Annotated in this window: 13 protein-coding genes; 7 read left to right on the forward strand and 6 right to left on the reverse strand. The window is 67.9% G+C overall.

All coding sequences use genetic code 11. The features are described 5' to 3' along the window. Window positions 1-189 precede the first annotated feature (189 nt). Genes ON40_RS12040 through meaB form a run of 3 tightly spaced genes read left to right on the forward strand, consistent with a single transcriptional unit; the run spans window position 190 to window position 5,534 of the window. Window positions 190-2,049, forward strand: a complete 1,860-nt coding sequence (locus ON40_RS12040; RefSeq protein ID WP_040821869.1) for a methylmalonyl-CoA mutase family protein — start codon at window positions 190-192, stop codon at window positions 2,047-2,049. 3 nt (window positions 2,050-2,052) lie between these two features. Next, complete coding sequence (scpA, locus tag ON40_RS12045; RefSeq protein ID WP_040821871.1) at window positions 2,053-4,308, forward strand: methylmalonyl-CoA mutase; 2,256 nt, start codon at window positions 2,053-2,055, stop codon at window positions 4,306-4,308. Further along, window positions 4,305-5,534 carry a methylmalonyl Co-A mutase-associated GTPase MeaB gene (gene meaB / locus ON40_RS12050; protein ID WP_245567769.1) on the forward strand — a complete coding sequence of 410 codons (1,230 nt, stop codon included), beginning with the start codon at window positions 4,305-4,307 and terminating at the stop codon, window positions 5,532-5,534. The genes scpA and meaB overlap by 4 nt, the downstream gene beginning before the upstream one ends. A gap of 7 nt (window positions 5,535-5,541) precedes the next feature. Here the strand turns inward: meaB and ON40_RS12055 are convergent, their stop codons facing one another. The 4 genes from ON40_RS12055 to ON40_RS12070 all read right to left on the reverse strand — a co-directional run bounded on the left by ON40_RS12055 (window position 5,542) and on the right by ON40_RS12070 (window position 9,336). Then, window positions 5,542-5,931, reverse strand: coding sequence for a hypothetical protein (locus ON40_RS12055; protein ID WP_157186275.1), 390 nt, complete (start codon window positions 5,929-5,931; stop codon window positions 5,542-5,544). A gap of 130 nt (window positions 5,932-6,061) precedes the next feature. Then, window positions 6,062-6,961, reverse strand: a complete 900-nt coding sequence (locus ON40_RS12060; RefSeq protein ID WP_040821874.1) for an amidohydrolase family protein — start codon at window positions 6,959-6,961, stop codon at window positions 6,062-6,064. Between the two features lie 24 nt (window positions 6,962-6,985). Then, the gene (locus ON40_RS12065; RefSeq protein ID WP_281033025.1) at window positions 6,986-8,023 is read right to left on the reverse strand and encodes a nucleoside hydrolase; all 1,038 of its coding nucleotides are present in this window, start codon (window positions 8,021-8,023) and stop codon (window positions 6,986-6,988) included. Window positions 8,024-8,124: 101 nt separating this feature from the next. Continuing rightward, window positions 8,125-9,336: an FAD-dependent monooxygenase gene (locus ON40_RS12070; protein ID WP_040821875.1), complete on the reverse strand. Its 1,212-nt coding sequence runs from the start codon at window positions 9,334-9,336 to the stop codon at window positions 8,125-8,127. Between the two features lie 103 nt (window positions 9,337-9,439). Between ON40_RS12070 and ON40_RS12075 the strand changes: the two genes are divergently transcribed. After that, on the forward strand, window positions 9,440-10,012 hold the full coding sequence (locus tag ON40_RS12075) for a TetR/AcrR family transcriptional regulator (protein ID WP_040821877.1): 573 nt from the start codon (window positions 9,440-9,442) through the stop codon (window positions 10,010-10,012). 53 nt (window positions 10,013-10,065) lie between these two features. Next, the gene (locus ON40_RS12080; protein WP_040821879.1) at window positions 10,066-10,815 is read left to right on the forward strand and encodes a thioesterase II family protein; all 750 of its coding nucleotides are present in this window, start codon (window positions 10,066-10,068) and stop codon (window positions 10,813-10,815) included. Here ON40_RS12080 and ON40_RS12085 read toward each other — a convergent pair. Both ON40_RS12085 and ON40_RS12090 read right to left on the reverse strand, forming a co-directional pair. Next, entirely contained in the window at window positions 10,796-11,176 is a 381-nt protein-coding gene (locus tag ON40_RS12085) for a DUF2784 domain-containing protein (RefSeq protein ID WP_040821881.1), read from the reverse strand. The genes ON40_RS12080 and ON40_RS12085 overlap by 20 nt on opposite strands. Before the next feature lie 110 nt (window positions 11,177-11,286). Then, window positions 11,287-12,750, reverse strand: coding sequence for an SDR family NAD(P)-dependent oxidoreductase (locus ON40_RS12090; protein WP_051193020.1), 1,464 nt, complete (start codon window positions 12,748-12,750; stop codon window positions 11,287-11,289). Window positions 12,751-12,988: 238 nt separating this feature from the next. Between ON40_RS12090 and ON40_RS12095 the strand changes: the two genes are divergently transcribed. Together ON40_RS12095 and ON40_RS12100 are read left to right on the forward strand one after the other, a co-directional pair. After that, complete coding sequence (locus tag ON40_RS12095; RefSeq protein WP_040821882.1) at window positions 12,989-14,134, forward strand: acyl-CoA dehydrogenase family protein; 1,146 nt, start codon at window positions 12,989-12,991, stop codon at window positions 14,132-14,134. Next, a complete protein-coding gene (locus tag ON40_RS12100; RefSeq protein WP_040821884.1) occupies window positions 14,118-14,765 on the forward strand; it encodes a TetR/AcrR family transcriptional regulator in 648 nt (215 codons plus the stop codon). Before ON40_RS12095 ends, ON40_RS12100 begins: the two co-directional genes overlap by 17 nt. The last annotated feature ends 23 nt before the right edge of the window (window positions 14,766-14,788 follow it).

Raw genomic sequence — 14,788 nt, forward strand, 5'->3', positions numbered from 1 at the left:
GGTCGAACCGCAGGCGAACTCCGCGCGCGCGGCCGGGCGGCATAGTACGTGTCCGTGCGGAATCGCGCGGTGAGTTCGTGCGAACAAGGCACACAGCGTCGTGCGAAGGTGCTGCGAAGAGTTGGTCGGTGATCCCGGTGTCAGGTAGAGGTGGAAGTATCGACTCGAGTGGGAAGAGGTACAGCAGCGATGCCGAATGGATCGGATCCCGGCGCGGAACCGGTACCCGGGTACGCCGAGTGGCGTAAGGGTGTGGCCGGGGTACTCGCGAAGGCTCGCAAGGTGGACGCCGCGGAGTTCGGCGACGAGCCGGAGCGTCTGCTCGATGTGTCCACCTACGACGGCCTGACGGTCGCCCCCCTCTATACCCGCCGTGACGAACTGCCCGAGGCGCCCCTGCCCGGTGAATTCCCGTTCGTGCGTGGCGGCGATCCCACCCGCGACGTGCACCGCGGCTGGTACGTGACCGCTCGCTTCGACGGCTCGGACGCCGCCGCGGTGAACGAGGAGATTCTGAGCGGGCTCGACAACGGCGTGAGTTCGGTGTGGCTCGGCGTCGGCGAACGCGGCGTTCCGGTCGCCGACCTGCCGCGCGCGCTGCGCGGGCTGCTGTTCGAACTCGCACCACTGGCCCTGGACGCGGGAGCCGACGCGAGTGCGGCCACCGCGCAACTGTTCTCGATCCTGGACGGCTACGAGGCCACCGAACGCGGCGATATCCAGGTCTTCCTGGGCACCAGCCCGCTGACCAGCCAATTCAACGGTACTACCCACACCGGCCTGGACACCGCGGTGACGCTGGCCCAGCAGGCCGTCGCGCGACCGGAGACCATCCGCGCGCTGACGGTGTGCGGCGTGGCCGTGCACAACGCGGGTGCCTCCGACGCGCAGGAACTCGGCGCCGCGATCGCCGCGGGCCTGGAGTACCTGCGGGCGCTGACCGCCGCGGGCGTGCCCGTCGCGGATGCGCTCGGCCAGTTGGTGTTCCGCTTCGCCGCCACCGACGACCAGTTCGGCACGATCGCGAAGTTCCGTGCCGCGCGCCGCTTGTGGGCCCGGGTGGCGCACGAGCTGGGTGCGCCGGATGCCGGTAACGCCCCGCAGTGGGCGGTCACCTCGGCGCCGATGATGAGCCAGCGCGACCCGTGGGTGAACATGCTGCGCACCACCCTGGCCGCCTTCGGCGCGGGCGTCGGCGGCGCGGATCTGGTGACGGTGCTGCCCTTCGACTCCGCGCTGCCCGCCGGGGAACTCGATGTGTCCCGGGCGTTCTCACAGCGCATGGCCCGCAACACGCAGCTGCTGCTGCTCGAGGAATCGCACCTGGGCCACGTGCAGGATCCCGGCGCGGGATCCTGGTACGTGGAGAGCGCGACCGACGCCCTGGCCGCCAAGGCATGGGAGTTCATGCAGGAGCTCGAGGCCGCAGGCGGATTCCGCGCCGCGCTGGACTCGGGTCTGCTGGCCGAGCGCGTCGGCGAGACCCGCGCCCGGCGCGATCGTGATGTGGCACATCGCAAGACGTCGGTCACCGGCGTCAACGAATTCCCGAACCTGGCCGAGACGCCGCTGTCCGAGGCCGCGCGCGAGCCCGCGACCGTGGCGCGGTACGGCGCGGCGTTCGAGACGCTGCGCAACCGGTCCGATGCCTACCTCGCCGCACACGGCCAGCGGCCGAAGGCGGTGCTGATCCCGCTGGGCCCGGTGGCCGAACACAACGTCCGGGTCACCTTCACCGCCAACGTGCTCGCCTCGGGCGGTATCGAGACGACCAACCCGGGCGTGCTGGAGCTCTCCGGAATCGGCGCGGCCGCAACCGAATCGGGCGCGAGTGTCGCGGTGCTGTGCGGATCGGACGGGCGCTACGCCGCCGAGGCCGCCGCGGCCGTGGAGCAGTTGCGCGGCGCCGGTGTGGCCACCGTGCTGCTGGCCGGGCCGGAGAAGGCCGTGGCCGAAGTGCCGGACGCACAGCGCCCGGACGGATACCTGACCGCACGGATGGACGCGGTCGCGGCACTGTCCGGCCTGCTGGAGAAGCTGGGAGCGTAGACGATGACCATCAATCACGTGATCGGCAGTTTCGCCGACGTGCCGCTGGACGCGAGCGCGCAGAGCGCCGCGCAGCCCGGCGAGGAGCAGGTGCGCGAGTTCGTGCGCACCGCAGCCGAGGCGAACGGGTACACCCCCGAGCAGTTGGTGTGGGCGACGCCCGAGGGCATCGACGTCCCGCCGGTGTTCACCAAGGCCGACCGCGACGCGATCGTCGAGCAGGGGTATCCGCTGGACAGCGTGCCGGGCGTCGCCCCGTTCGTGCGCGGCCCGTACCCGACGATGTACGTCAACCAGCCGTGGACCATCCGCCAGTACGCGGGCTTCTCCACCGCCGCGGACTCGAACGCCTTCTACCGCCGCAACCTGCAGTCCGGTCAGAAGGGCCTGTCGGTGGCCTTCGACCTGGCCACGCACCGCGGCTACGACTCCGATCACCCGCGCGTCACCGGTGACGTCGGTATGGCCGGTGTGGCCATCGACTCCATCCTGGACATGCGGGAGTTGTTCGATTCCATTCCGCTGGACCAGGTCTCGGTGTCGATGACCATGAACGGCGCGGTGCTGCCGATTCTGGCGCTGTACGTCGTGGCCGCCGAGGAGCAGGGCGTCAAGCCCGAACAGCTGGCCGGAACCATTCAGAACGACATTCTGAAGGAGTTCATGGTCCGCAACACCTACATCTATCCGCCCGAACCCTCGATGCGGATCATCTCCGACATCTTCGCCTACACCAGTGCGAAGATGCCGAAGTTCAACTCGATCTCGATCTCCGGCTACCACATCCAGGAGGCCGGGGCCACCGCGGATCTGGAGCTGGCGTACACCCTCGCCGACGGCGTGGAGTACATCAAGGCCGGTATCGAGGCCGGTATGGAGGTCGACAAGTTCGCGCCGCGGCTGTCGTTCTTCTGGGCGATCGGCATGAACTTCTTCATGGAAGTCGCCAAGATGCGCGCGGGCCGGCTGCTGTGGAGCGAGCTGGTCGCGCAGTTCGAACCCAAGAATGCGAAATCCCTTGCGCTGCGCACCCATTCGCAGACCTCGGGCTGGTCGCTGACCGCGCAGGACGTGTTCAACAACGTCGCGCGCACCTGTGTGGAGGCGATGGCCGCCACACAGGGGCACACCCAGTCGCTGCACACCAACGCCCTGGACGAGGCCCTGGCGCTGCCGACCGACTTCTCCGCGCGGATCGCTCGCAACACCCAGCTGCTGATCCAGCAGGAGTCCAACACCACCCGGCCCGCCGACCCGTGGGGCGGCTCCTATTACGTGGAGTGGCTGACCCACCAGCTCGCCGAGCGGGCTCGTGCCCACATCGCCGAGGTGCAGGCGCACGGCGGTATGGCACAGGCGATTTCGGAGGGCATCCCGAAGCTGCGCATCGAGGAGGCCGCCGCGCGCACGCAGGCGCGCATCGATACCGGTCAGCAGCCGGTGATCGGGGTCAACAAGTACCAGGTCACCGAGGACACCCCGATCGAGGTGCTCAAGGTCGAGAACTCCCGGGTGCGCGCCGAGCAGAACGAGAAGTTGCGCCGTCTGCGCGCCGAACGCGACTCGGGTGAGGTGGAGCGCGCGCTGGCCGAATTGACCAGGGCCGCAGCGTCGTCCGAGGGCGGCATGAACAACAACCTGCTGGCGCTGGCGATCGACGCGGCGCGCGCCAAGGCGACCGTCGGGGAGATCTCCGACGCGCTGGAGAAGGTGTACGGACGTCATCAGGCCGAGATCCGCACGCTCTCGGGCGTCTACCGCGAGGAGGCCGGGAAGGTGACCAATATCAGCCAGGCCATGGCGCTGGTGGAGGAGTTCGCCGCCGCCGAGGGCCGCCGCCCCCGCATCCTGGTCTGCAAGATGGGCCAGGACGGGCACGATCGCGGTCAGAAGGTGATCGCCACGGCCTTCGCCGATCTGGGCATGGACGTCGACGTGGGCCCGCTGTTCCAGACCCCGGAGGAGGTGGCCCAGCAGGCCGCGGACAACGACGTGCACGTCGTCGGCGTGTCCTCGCTCGCGGCCGGCCACCTCACGCTGGTGCCTGCCCTGCGGCAGGCGCTGGCCGATGTCGGTCGTCCCGACATCATGGTCGTGGTGGGCGGGGTGATCCCGCCGGGCGACTTCGACGAGCTGTACGCCGCGGGCGCGGCCGCGATCTTCGCGCCCGGCACCGTGATCGCCGATGCCGCGGTCGATCTGCTTCGCAAACTGGCGGCCGGACTCGGGCACGAGATCGGCACCGGCGCGGGCGAATGAACGAGCCCGTCGCGAACGACGGCGGTCCGGAGTCCGTCGCATCGACCACGGATCGTCGTCGTTCGGCTGTGCCTGCCAACGGTGGGCAGCCGGGTGATCTCGGGACCGGGAGCACCGAATCGACTGCGGCACAACGGCAGCGGCGCGAGGACTGGGTTCCCGCCGGGCATCCGCGGCTGACCTCGACCTCGGGCGTCGGCAGCTCGACCGGCGGCACGGGCGGGAGTTCGGCTGCCACACCGCGTCGCACGATCGATGTCGATCAGCTCGCCGAAGCGGTACGCAAGGGCGAGCGCAGCGCGCTGGCCCGGTCGATCACCCTCGTCGAGTCCACCCGCCCGGATCATCGCGATCTGGCCCAGCAGTTGTTGCTGAAGGTCGGCTCCGAAGGTGCGGTGGGATCCAATCGCGTGGGCATCACCGGTGTTCCGGGCGTTGGTAAGTCGACGTTCATCGATGCGCTCGGCATGTACCTGATCGGGCAGGGGCATCGGGTGGCGGTCCTGGCGGTGGATCCGTCCTCGACTCGGACCGGCGGGTCGATCCTCGGCGACAAGACCCGCATGGCGCGGCTGTCGACCGAACGCGACGCGTTCATCCGCCCTTCGCCGACCGCGGGCACCCTGGGCGGCGTGGCCAAGGCCACCCGAGAGACGATCGTGCTGCTCGAGGCCGCCGGATACGACGTGGTGCTGGTGGAGACCGTCGGCGTGGGCCAGTCCGAGGTGACCGTCGCCAATATGGTCGACGTGTTCTGCTTCCTGACCCTGGCGCGCACCGGAGATCAGTTGCAGGGCATCAAGAAGGGCGTCCTGGAACTGGCGGATCTGGTCGCGGTCAACAAGGCCGACGGCCGCCACGAACTCGAGGCCAAATCCGCCGCGCGCGAACTGCAGGGCGCGATGCGCCTGATCCATCCGCGCGATTCCCTCTGGCGCCCACCGGTTCTCACCATGAGCGGGCTGAACGGGACGGGCCTGGACACCTTCTGGGACACCGTGCTGACCCATCGCCGGGTACTCACCGAGGCGGGGGAGTTCGCCGAGAAGCGCCGCCGCCAGCAGGTCGACTGGACCTGGACGATGGTGCACGATCAGCTGCTGCGCCGGCTGGCCGAGAGCCCGGCGGTGAAAGCCATCCGGACCGAGGTGGAGGACCGCGTCCGCGCCGGATCCCTCACCCCTGCCCTCGCCACCGAGGAGATCCTGCGCGCCTTCGACGGCTGAGATCCATTCAGCGCGAAGGCCGCTGGGGCCGGGGCGGGGCCTCGAACTGAGCCGACGTGAGGCCGGTGGCCACGGCCGGGTTCTCCGCCAGGTAGGTGATGGTGGACAGCAGCCCGTTGGCGTCGAGATGCCAGGTTCTCGGCATCACGCGTCGAGGACTGTTACGGATGCCGTACAGGGCGGCCGGGTCGGCGATCTGGAACTCGACGTAGGGCATCGGGCTGCGACCGCCGGTGTAGCGGCCCGCTACCTCGACGATGTCCGCCCAGGCGACCTCGAATCGCCCGATTCGCAGACCGCCGCCGGTCGCCACCAGTGAGGGGCGATAGACCATCCCGAGCGACAGCGAAGAAGACGACAACGAGGAGGGCGGTTCCGCCCAGGAGGAATCCGGCACTCGTGTCGCCGCTCCCGGCGACTCGGAACCGCAGAATCCACCGGTAGCCGTCCGGGGTCGCCTCGGTCCCCGGATCTTTCGGGAAACCTGCTGTCGCACTTGAATTTCCGCTGTCCATCTCGCGGCGATTCTAGCGCTGTGCGTGCGACTCCAACCCGAACAGCTGTGCGGCATTTTCGTAACAGGCGCCACGAAGCCAGGCATCACCCAGCTCGAGACGATCCAGGGCATGGAGCGCATGGGCGTACGGGTACGGAATGTTCGGGAAATCGCTGCCGAACAGGATGCGGTCGCCCAGCGCGAGCAGACGGGTGCGCTCGTTCTCGGGGAACGGATCCTGCGAATCGAAGAAGTCCGTGAAGTTCATCGTGGTGTCCAAGTGGACCAGGGGGTGCCGCTCGGCGATATCGAGGAACTCGGTGTAATCGGGTGCGCCCATATGGGCGACAATCAAGCGCAGACGCGGAAAGTGCTGCAGCAGTTCGGCAATGGGGCCGGGGCCGGTGAATCTGCCGGGCGCCGGGCCCGAACCGCAATGGATGAGCACCGGAACGCCGGTCTCGGACAGGATCTCCCACACCGGCGTCAGCAGCGGATCGACGGGCGAGAAATCTCCGACCTGGATGTGTACCTTGAAGATCCGCGCTCCCGCCTCGATCGCGGACGCGACGTACTCGCCCGCGCCCGGCTCCGGGAAGAAGGTCGCGGTGTGCAGGCAGTCCGGGGTGCGGGCGGCGAACTCGGCCGACCAGCCGTTGAGCCAGGCCGCCATCTCCGGTTTGTGCGGATAGACCAGGGCGGTGAACGCGCGAACACCGAAGTCGCGCAACGTCTTCAGCCGGACCTGCTCCTCGTCACGGTAGGCGATCGGCCACGGCCGCCCGATCAGCGGACCGGCCGAATCGAAGTACGCCCACACCTTGCGCATCACCGGCTCGGGCATGAAATGCGTATGGACGTCGATGATTCCGGGCAGGTCGAGCCGCCGCTGGAATTCGTGGACATAGGTCAGGTCGTCGTCTGCGTTCATACTGCGATCTCCACAACTGCTCGATCAGCGGTCCGGATACACCGTGCGGGCGAAATCTCCCACCCGCTCGATCAGCCGGTCGAAGAAGACCGCCGGATCGGTGCCGATGACGATGTCCGCGTTGGGTTCCCGGCCCCACATCCCGGCCCAGTCGGCCACGGTGGTCCCGCGAGTGATGGTGCCGCCCAGTTCGACCTCGACCGTGGCCGCCCGGGTGCGGGCCAGGCCGGGATCCAGCGCCACCGCCGCGGCGAACGGATCGTGCATGTGCGCGAGATAGCCCTGGTCGTAGTGGCGGTGGAATTCGAAATAGAACCGCACCGCATCGGTCAGGAACCGCACGATCGGGTTACTGGCCTTGGACCGGGTGCCGGGTGTATCGGTTTCGGAGACCTCGTGCTCCGGAACGCTGCGCGCGCGTTCGGCGAGCCGGGCGAGATGATCCGGGACCATCTCGATGGTCTCGGTGATATCCAGTCCGCAGACCAGCGGGCGCCGGTCGGCCGGTGCGGCGGCGAAGGCGGCGAAGACCTCCTGCCACGCCTCCGGATCCACGTGCACATTCCACTCGTTGGTCGGCGTGGTGTTGCCCGGATGGTTGAACGCCCCGCCCATCACCACCAGCCGGCCGAGCAGTTGCGGCAGCCGCGGCTCGATCCGCAGCGCGAGTGCGAGATTGGTGAGCGGCCCGGTGCACAGCCCGACGATCTCCCCGGGATGGTCGCGCACCAGATCCACCCACAGCTGCGCCCCGGACCGGGGCGAGATCCGGCGCGGCGGAAGCGGGAATTCGGCATAGCCGATGCCCTGTGGGCCGTGCGTGTCCTCGGTGGTCTGCAGTGGGATCGCCAGGGGAGTGTCCGCGCCGAGCGCCACCTCGATATCGGGTGCCCGGCACAGCTCCAACAGTGCCAGATTGTTCGTCGCCACCTGTGGCGCGGAGACGTTACCGGCCGTCGAGACGATACCCAGGAGTTCGGCCTCCGGGCTGGCGAGGACGTAGAGCAGTCCGAGGGAATCGTCGATGCCGGTGTCGACATCCATGATGATCTTCTGCCGCACCGGCGCAATCCTATCGGTGTGGTGCGGCGTGGTTGCCGAGGGTCGGCTCGGGCCGCATCCGGCAGGCGGGGCCGGGTGCCGGACCCGCCTGTCCGCAGCGTTCAGTACGTCGGCAGTTCGTAGTCCTCGGTCTTGCCGAAGAACATCTTCATCATCACCGGCCGCATCACCCGCGAGAGCATCACCCGGTTGGCGGTGCGGCGCATGGCGGTGCCGAATCGACTGTGCGACAACATCATATCGATGCCGCCGCCCGGGAGCTGCTTCGCCTCGTCCAGGAACGGGGTCACCTTCTGCTCGTATCGGCCCACCGCGCCGAGCAGATCGTCCGGGGTGGCGGTGATCTCGCCCGCGAGGACGTAGGCGCCCACGATTGCCATGGCGGTGCCCATCCCCGTCATCGGGGAGCCGCAGTATCCGGCGTCGCCGAGCAGGGTGACGCGTCCGGCGTTGAGGGTGGGCATATCGATTCGGGCCAGCTCGTCGAAGTAGAAGTCCTCGGTCGTCGCCATCCCCGCGAGAATCGCCGGGGCATGCCAGCCGTCACCGTCCAGATGGTTCCGGATGAGCCGATGCTGCGCGTCGGGATCGCCGCGCAGGGCGGGATCCCGGTCGGTGAGAACGGTGAGGATGGCCTTCGCGGTATCGGGATCGCCGTCGGGCCGAAGGCCGACCGCGGCGCTGGGAATCAACTGCATGGTGAACCATCCGGGCCGCACGTCCGGCGGCGTGGGGATCGTGAAGAACGACATGTAGCCGCCAAGATACGTGCTGAACTGCTCCTCCGGGCCGAAGGCCAGCCGCCGGGTGGCCGAGTGCACGCCGTCGGCGCCGACGACGAGATCGAAACGTTCGGTACGCCCGGAGGCGAAGCCCACCTCGACACCGGAATCGTCCTGGTCCAGCGTGGTGATCCAGTCGCCGTACCGGTAGTCCAGATCCCCGGCGGCGCCGGCGAGTTCGTCCAGCAGCACCTGATTCAGATCGCCGCGGGTGATCTCGATCTCGGCCACCGGGCCTTTCCCGTCGAAGAACTCCATCGACATGTTCGCGTAGGTCCGCCCTTGCGGGTCGACATAGGACATGCCGAGTTCCTGGAGCTGGTACTTGCGGATACCGGGCATCAGGCCCATCCGCTCGGCGGCCTCGCGGCTGGGACCGCGCAGATCCACGGCCTGTCCGCCGGGTCGGGGGGCGGCGGCCCGCTCGATGACGGTGACGTCGATTCCGGCGCGAAGCAGTTGCAGCGCAACGGCATTACCGGCGATGCCGCCGCCGGAGACGAGGATGCGCGGGGTGTGCGTAGTGCCCATGGTGTCGGTTCCCTGTCGTGTGGATCGAATGTCTTAGACAAATGTGCCACACATTTGGCACATCTGTCTAGAACAAATGTCTAAGACGTTGTAACCTGGGCATATGGGTAATCGAGAAGATCTACTGGCGGCAGCGAAGAAGGTGATCCTGGAACGCGGGCTCGCCAAGGTGACCGCGCGGGACATCGCCGGAGCCGCCGGGGTCAGCCTGGCGGCGATCGGCTACCACTTCGGGTCGAAGGATCGGTTGGTCTCCGAGGCCATCACGATGTCCGTCGGCAGCGAGATCGGCGACGGTATGGACGAGGCGATCCGGGCTGCGGGGGAGGGGCGTTCGCTGCCCGAATCCTTCGCGTCCACCCTGAACGGACTGGTCGACGTGGCATTCCGGCATCGGGAGCAACTGCTGCTGAGCCTGGAGAACGGTATGCGCATCGCACGCTCGCCGGACTCCCAGGAATTTCTCGCCGAGGCGACCGGTGAGGCGTACACCGAACTGGCCGGGCTGCTGCGCGAGGTGTATCCGGATCTGTCCGCCGAGCAGGCACGGGCGGTCGCGAAGCTGTATTTCGTGCTGTTCCAGGGCATCGCGATGCTGACCCTGCTCGGACCGGACGGCGAGATGCTGCTGGGTGACGACCTGGAAGTCGCCCTCTCGGCGCTCCAGGGGAAATAGCCACCGAGTACCCTCGGCCCGACGGACGCTGGGATCGAGCGGGAGGAAACTGCGTGGCGGGACGAATTGTCGCGGGCGGCTGGTTGCGTGAATTGCGTGCGGTGCCTGATCCGCGCACGGTGCTGGTGTGCTTCCCGCCCGGTGGCGGTTCGGCGAGTGCGTATCGCGCTCTGGCGCAGCAGATACGTCCGGACACAGCGGTTTACGCGGTGCAGTATCCCGGCCGTCAGGATCGTCTCGCCGAGACGCTGCTCACCGATCTGCGGGAGCTCGCGGACCGGATCACCCCGGAGCTGTCCGTCGGTGCGCCGCGACTGGCGCTGTTCGGTCACAGTATGGGTTCGACGGTGGCCTTCGAGACCGCTCGTCGGCTGGAAAACGCCGGGCAGAAGGTGATCCGGCTGTTCGTCTCGGGACGTATCGCACCGCACGCCCCGTATGTCGGTGCGATACACCAGGCTCCTGATGCGGAGGTGATCGCCGAGTTGGAGCGTCTGGCCAATGATCCTGCCTCCGTGGCGATTCTGCGATCGGAGCCGAGTCTGGCGGAATTGGTGCTGCCCGCGGTTCGCGCGGATTACCAGGCCGTCGAGACCTATCGCTTCGAGCCGGGACCCGAACTGCGCTGCGATGTTTCGGTGCTGCTCGGCGATGCGGACCCGACCGTGACGCCGGAGCAGGCGGGGGAGTGGCAGCGGCACACCACCGGTACGTTCGAGCTGTCCACCTTCCCGGGGCGGCACTTCTATCTCGACGAAAAGGTCGCCGAGATAGCGGATTTCGTCAACGAACGCTTGGTTTGAGCGCGCGGTGGTGCCGCGGTAGCCAGACGTATCCCGCCCACGACAGCGCGACGGCGATCACGACCAGTACCCGCACGAGATCCAGTGCGCCGCGCGGATAGAGCACGCCGGTGATGTAGTGATCGATGAACCCGCTGGCCGGTAGCGGGGCTTCACCGGCCTGCTCGCGGGCCCAGTTCTCCAGATGGGTGAGCGGGCAGGAGATGCTGAACAGCACCGTGCCGAATCCCCAGCCGAATGCGGCCAGGTGGGTCCAGATCGTCCATCGCCAATGCCAGGCGAGGTAGCCGCCGGTCACCACATAGACGACGAACAGGAAGTGCACCACCGTGGTGGCGTCGGCCAGCAGACGGTACATCATGTATCCAGATTAGGCGTCGATCATGGTCCTACCGGCCCGGTGTGATCGTATTGATGTGATCGGAACGGCTGCCGCGAACGAGAACGCAGGGATGCCGCGGAGGGGAGTGGCTACCAGTTGGACGGTTCGTAGTCCTTGAGGAAGCAGCCGTGGAGGTCCTCGCCGTTCTCGCCGCGCACGATCGGGTCGTACACGCGCGCCGCGCCGTCGACCAGGTCCAGCGGTGCGTGGAAGCCTTCCTCGGCGAGGCGGATCTTGGTGTAGTGCGGGCGTTCGTCGGTGATCCAGCCGGTGTCCACGGCGGTCATCAGGATGCCGTCGGCTTCGAGCATCTCCGCGGCGCTGGTGCGGGTGAGCATGTTCAGCGCGGCCTTGGCCATATTGGTGTGCGGATGGCCGGGGCCCTTGTAGCCGCGGCCGAAGACGCCTTCCATGGCCGAGACGTTCACGACGTACTTGCGTCGTGCCGCGGCGGCGGCCATCGCCGGACGCAGCCGGGAGATCAGGATGAACGGCGCGACCGAGTTACACAGCTGCACCTCGAGCAGTTCGGTGGCATCGACCTCGGCCACGGTCTGCACCCAGCTGTTGGTGTGCGCGAGATCCGGAACCAGGCCCCCGGCATCGATGGCCAGACCGCGCGAAATGCGTTCGGGCGTGGCGGATCCCGCGACGAGCGCCAGTTCGGTGACCTCGGCGGCGGTGAGCGCGGGCGCGAGTGAGGCGGTCAGTGCGGTGGGATGCGCCTGCATGGTCTTGCCGAAGCTGACCGTGTCGGGGAGTTCGCCCACCGGCAGCGGATCGGACTCGGCCTCGACCAGCGCGCCGTACGCACCGGTCGAGCGGCGCACGGTCTGCGCGGCATTGTTGATCAGGATGTCCAGCGGCCCTTGGGCGGCGACGTCCTCGGTGAGCGCGACGACCTGCGCGGGATCGCGCAGATCGATGCCGATCACGCGCAGCCGGTGGATCCAGTCGGCGCTGTCCGGCTGAGCCTTGAACCGGCGGATGGCGTCGTTGGGAAAGCGGGTGGTGATCGTGGTGTGCGCGCCGTCGCGCAGCAGGCGCAGCGCGATGTACATGCCGATCTTGGCGCGTCCGCCGGTGAGCAGGGCGCGGCGGCCGCGCAGATCGGTGCGCGCATCGCGTTTGGCGTGGCCGCGGGCGGCGCAGTCCGGGCACAGCTGGTGGTAGAAGGCGTCGACGCGGGTGTAGCGCTGTTTGCAGATGTAGCAGGGGCGCGGCTTGAGCAGTGTGCCAGCCGAGGCTCCGGACGCGTTGGAGGTCAACGGGATTCCGGCGGTCTCGTCGTCGATCCGGTTGAGCGATCCGGTGGCGGTCGCGTGCACGACGGCGCGATCGTTCTCCGCGACGGCCTCGCGGGCGGCGACGCGGCGACGGCGCTTGAGCATCTTGAACATGTGCCCGACCGCGCGCTGTACGCGCACCGAATCGGGATGGTCCTTGTCCAGATCGCCGACCTGATCCAGGACCCGCAGGCAGATGGCGAGTTCCTCGGGATCGATGGCGGCCTGCGGCGCGGCGGTATCGGTCGTCGGGTCGTGGTCGGCCATCGCGGTGCGGGTGGTTCCTTCGTGCGTGCGGATGCGGTCGGAACATTGTCGCATCAGTGCTGGTGTGCGCCTGCACACGGCCGCCCTACGGGGCATGCCCGGGTTGTTGACATAACGCCAACAGTGGTCCACGCTGGTGCCGGAGGTCGGCGGGATGCCGACCGGGACGTGCGTCCGGCAGGTGAGAGGGCCGGACGTCCGCACGGTGAATCGGCTCGGTACGAGAGGTGAGACGAAGATGGCACGCGCGGCATGGAGCGACGACGAGGTCGAGGCGGTCCGGGAGCTGGCGAGAGATTTCTTCGCCAAGGAGGTCGTCCCGCACGAGGAGAAGTTCGTCGAGCAGGGCCATCCCGACCGCGAGCTGTACAACCGGGCGGGCGAGCTGGGGCTGCTGTGCGCGGCCATTCCGACCGAATACGGCGGCGGCGGAGGCACTTTCGCGCACGAGGCGGCCATCATCGAGGAGCAGTCCTTCGGCGGCGAGGGTGCGCTGGGTATGCCGGTGCACTCCTCGATCATCGCGCCCTATCTGGCGCACTTCGGCAGCGAAGAACTCAAGCAGCGGGTGCTGCCGAAGGCGGCCAGCGGTGAGATGGTGCTCTCGATCGGCATGACCGAGCCGGGCACCGGCTCGGACCTGCAGGCCATCAAGACCCGCGCGGTGCGCGAGGGCGACGAGTACGTCATCACCGGGTCGAAGATCTTCATCTCCAACGGCTGGCTGTGTGACGGCATCATCCTCGCGGTCAAGACCGATCCGACCAAGGGTGCGGCGGGCGTCTCGCTGATCTTCGCCGAGGTCGGCGACGATACGCCCGGTTTCAAGCGCGGCCGGATCCTGTCCAAGATCGGCGGCAAGGGGCAGGACACCGCGGAGCTGTTCTTCGACGGGCTGCGGGTGCCGGCCGCGAACCTGCTCGGCGAGGCCGAGGGCCAGGGCTTCTACCAGATGATGCAGCTGCTCGCGCAGGAGCGGCTGGTCACCGCGATCATGGCGGTCGCGATGATGGAGAAGGCCGTCGAGCTGACCGTGGAGTACACCAAGGGTCGTGAGGCGTTCGGCAAGCCGCTGTTCGCGATGCAGAACACCAAGTTCGAACTCGCCGAGTGCAAGACCATCGCACAGGTGAGCCGCACGTTCCTCGATAACGCCATCAGCAAGCATCTTCGGGGCGAACTCGACATTCCCACCGCTGCCATGGCGAAATATTGGCTGACCGATCAGTTGGGTATTGTGGTGGACCGTTGTCTGCAACTCTTCGGTGGCTATGGATATATGACGGAATACCCGATCTCCCAGCTCTACACGGGCGCCCGGATCCTGCGTATCCTGGCCGGCTCGAACGAGGTGATGAAGGATCTCATTGCCCGCTCACTCTGAAACCCGACTCGCGGCAGCCGCCGAGGCCGATGCTCCGGCGCGCCGTCGGCTCGATCCCGACGAGCGCCGTGCCCAGATTCTGGGCCGCGCCATCGAGATGTTCGGTGAACGCCCCTACGCGGCGGTGTCCACCGCGGAACTCGCGCAGCGCGCCGGGGTGGCCCGTGGCCTGATCAACCACTATTTCGGCAATAAGCGCGACCTGTATCTCGCGGTGGTGCGCCGGATGGTGACCTTGCCCAAGCCGGACAACATGGTGCTGCCGACCGGCACGGACCGTGAGCGTGTCGATGCGAGTGTGGCGTGGTTGCTGGACATCATCGGCGAACACGGCAGCACCTGGGTCAAGGTGACCGGGCACGAGGGAATCGGCGACGATCCGGAGGTGCAGCGGATCCTGGACGAGGCCGACGATGCGGCCGCGGCCCGGTTGCTGGACATGGTGGGCCTGAGCGGGTCTCAGCATTCGGGCGAACTGCGCGCCCTGGTGCGTGCTTACGGCGGCATGGTGAAAACCGCTGGGCGCGAATGGATCATCCGCGGCACGCTGACCCGCGAGCAGGTCCACATCCTGCTCGCGGACATGCTGTTCGCGCTGGTCACCACGTCGTTCCCGAAGATCGACCGCTGACCCGGATCCGCACAACCGCGACC

It is taken from the genome of Nocardia jiangxiensis NBRC 101359 (assembly GCF_000308615.1).
Classification (GTDB): domain Bacteria; phylum Actinomycetota; class Actinomycetes; order Mycobacteriales; family Mycobacteriaceae; genus Nocardia; species Nocardia jiangxiensis.

Excerpts from the sequence above, each read along its gene's own strand:
- scpA (WP_040821871.1), top strand. The coding sequence starts at position 2,053 with ATGACCATCAATCACGTGATCGGCAGTTTCGCCGACGTGCCGCTGGAC.
- ON40_RS12095 (WP_040821882.1), top strand. The coding sequence starts at position 12,989 with ATGGCACGCGCGGCATGGAGCGACGACGAGGTCGAGGCGGTCCGGGAG.
- ON40_RS12070 (WP_040821875.1), bottom strand. The coding sequence starts at position 9,336 with ATGGGCACTACGCACACCCCGCGCATCCTCGTCTCCGGCGGCGGCATC.
- meaB (WP_245567769.1), top strand. The coding sequence starts at position 4,305 with ATGAACGAGCCCGTCGCGAACGACGGCGGTCCGGAGTCCGTCGCATCG.
- ON40_RS12060 (WP_040821874.1), bottom strand. The coding sequence starts at position 6,961 with ATGAACGCAGACGACGACCTGACCTATGTCCACGAATTCCAGCGGCGG.
- ON40_RS12040 (WP_040821869.1), top strand. The coding sequence starts at position 190 with ATGCCGAATGGATCGGATCCCGGCGCGGAACCGGTACCCGGGTACGCC.
- ON40_RS12085 (WP_040821881.1), bottom strand. The coding sequence starts at position 11,176 with ATGATGTACCGTCTGCTGGCCGACGCCACCACGGTGGTGCACTTCCTG.
- ON40_RS12075 (WP_040821877.1), top strand. The coding sequence starts at position 9,440 with ATGGGTAATCGAGAAGATCTACTGGCGGCAGCGAAGAAGGTGATCCTG.
- ON40_RS12090 (WP_051193020.1), bottom strand. The coding sequence starts at position 12,750 with ATGGCCGACCACGACCCGACGACCGATACCGCCGCGCCGCAGGCCGCC.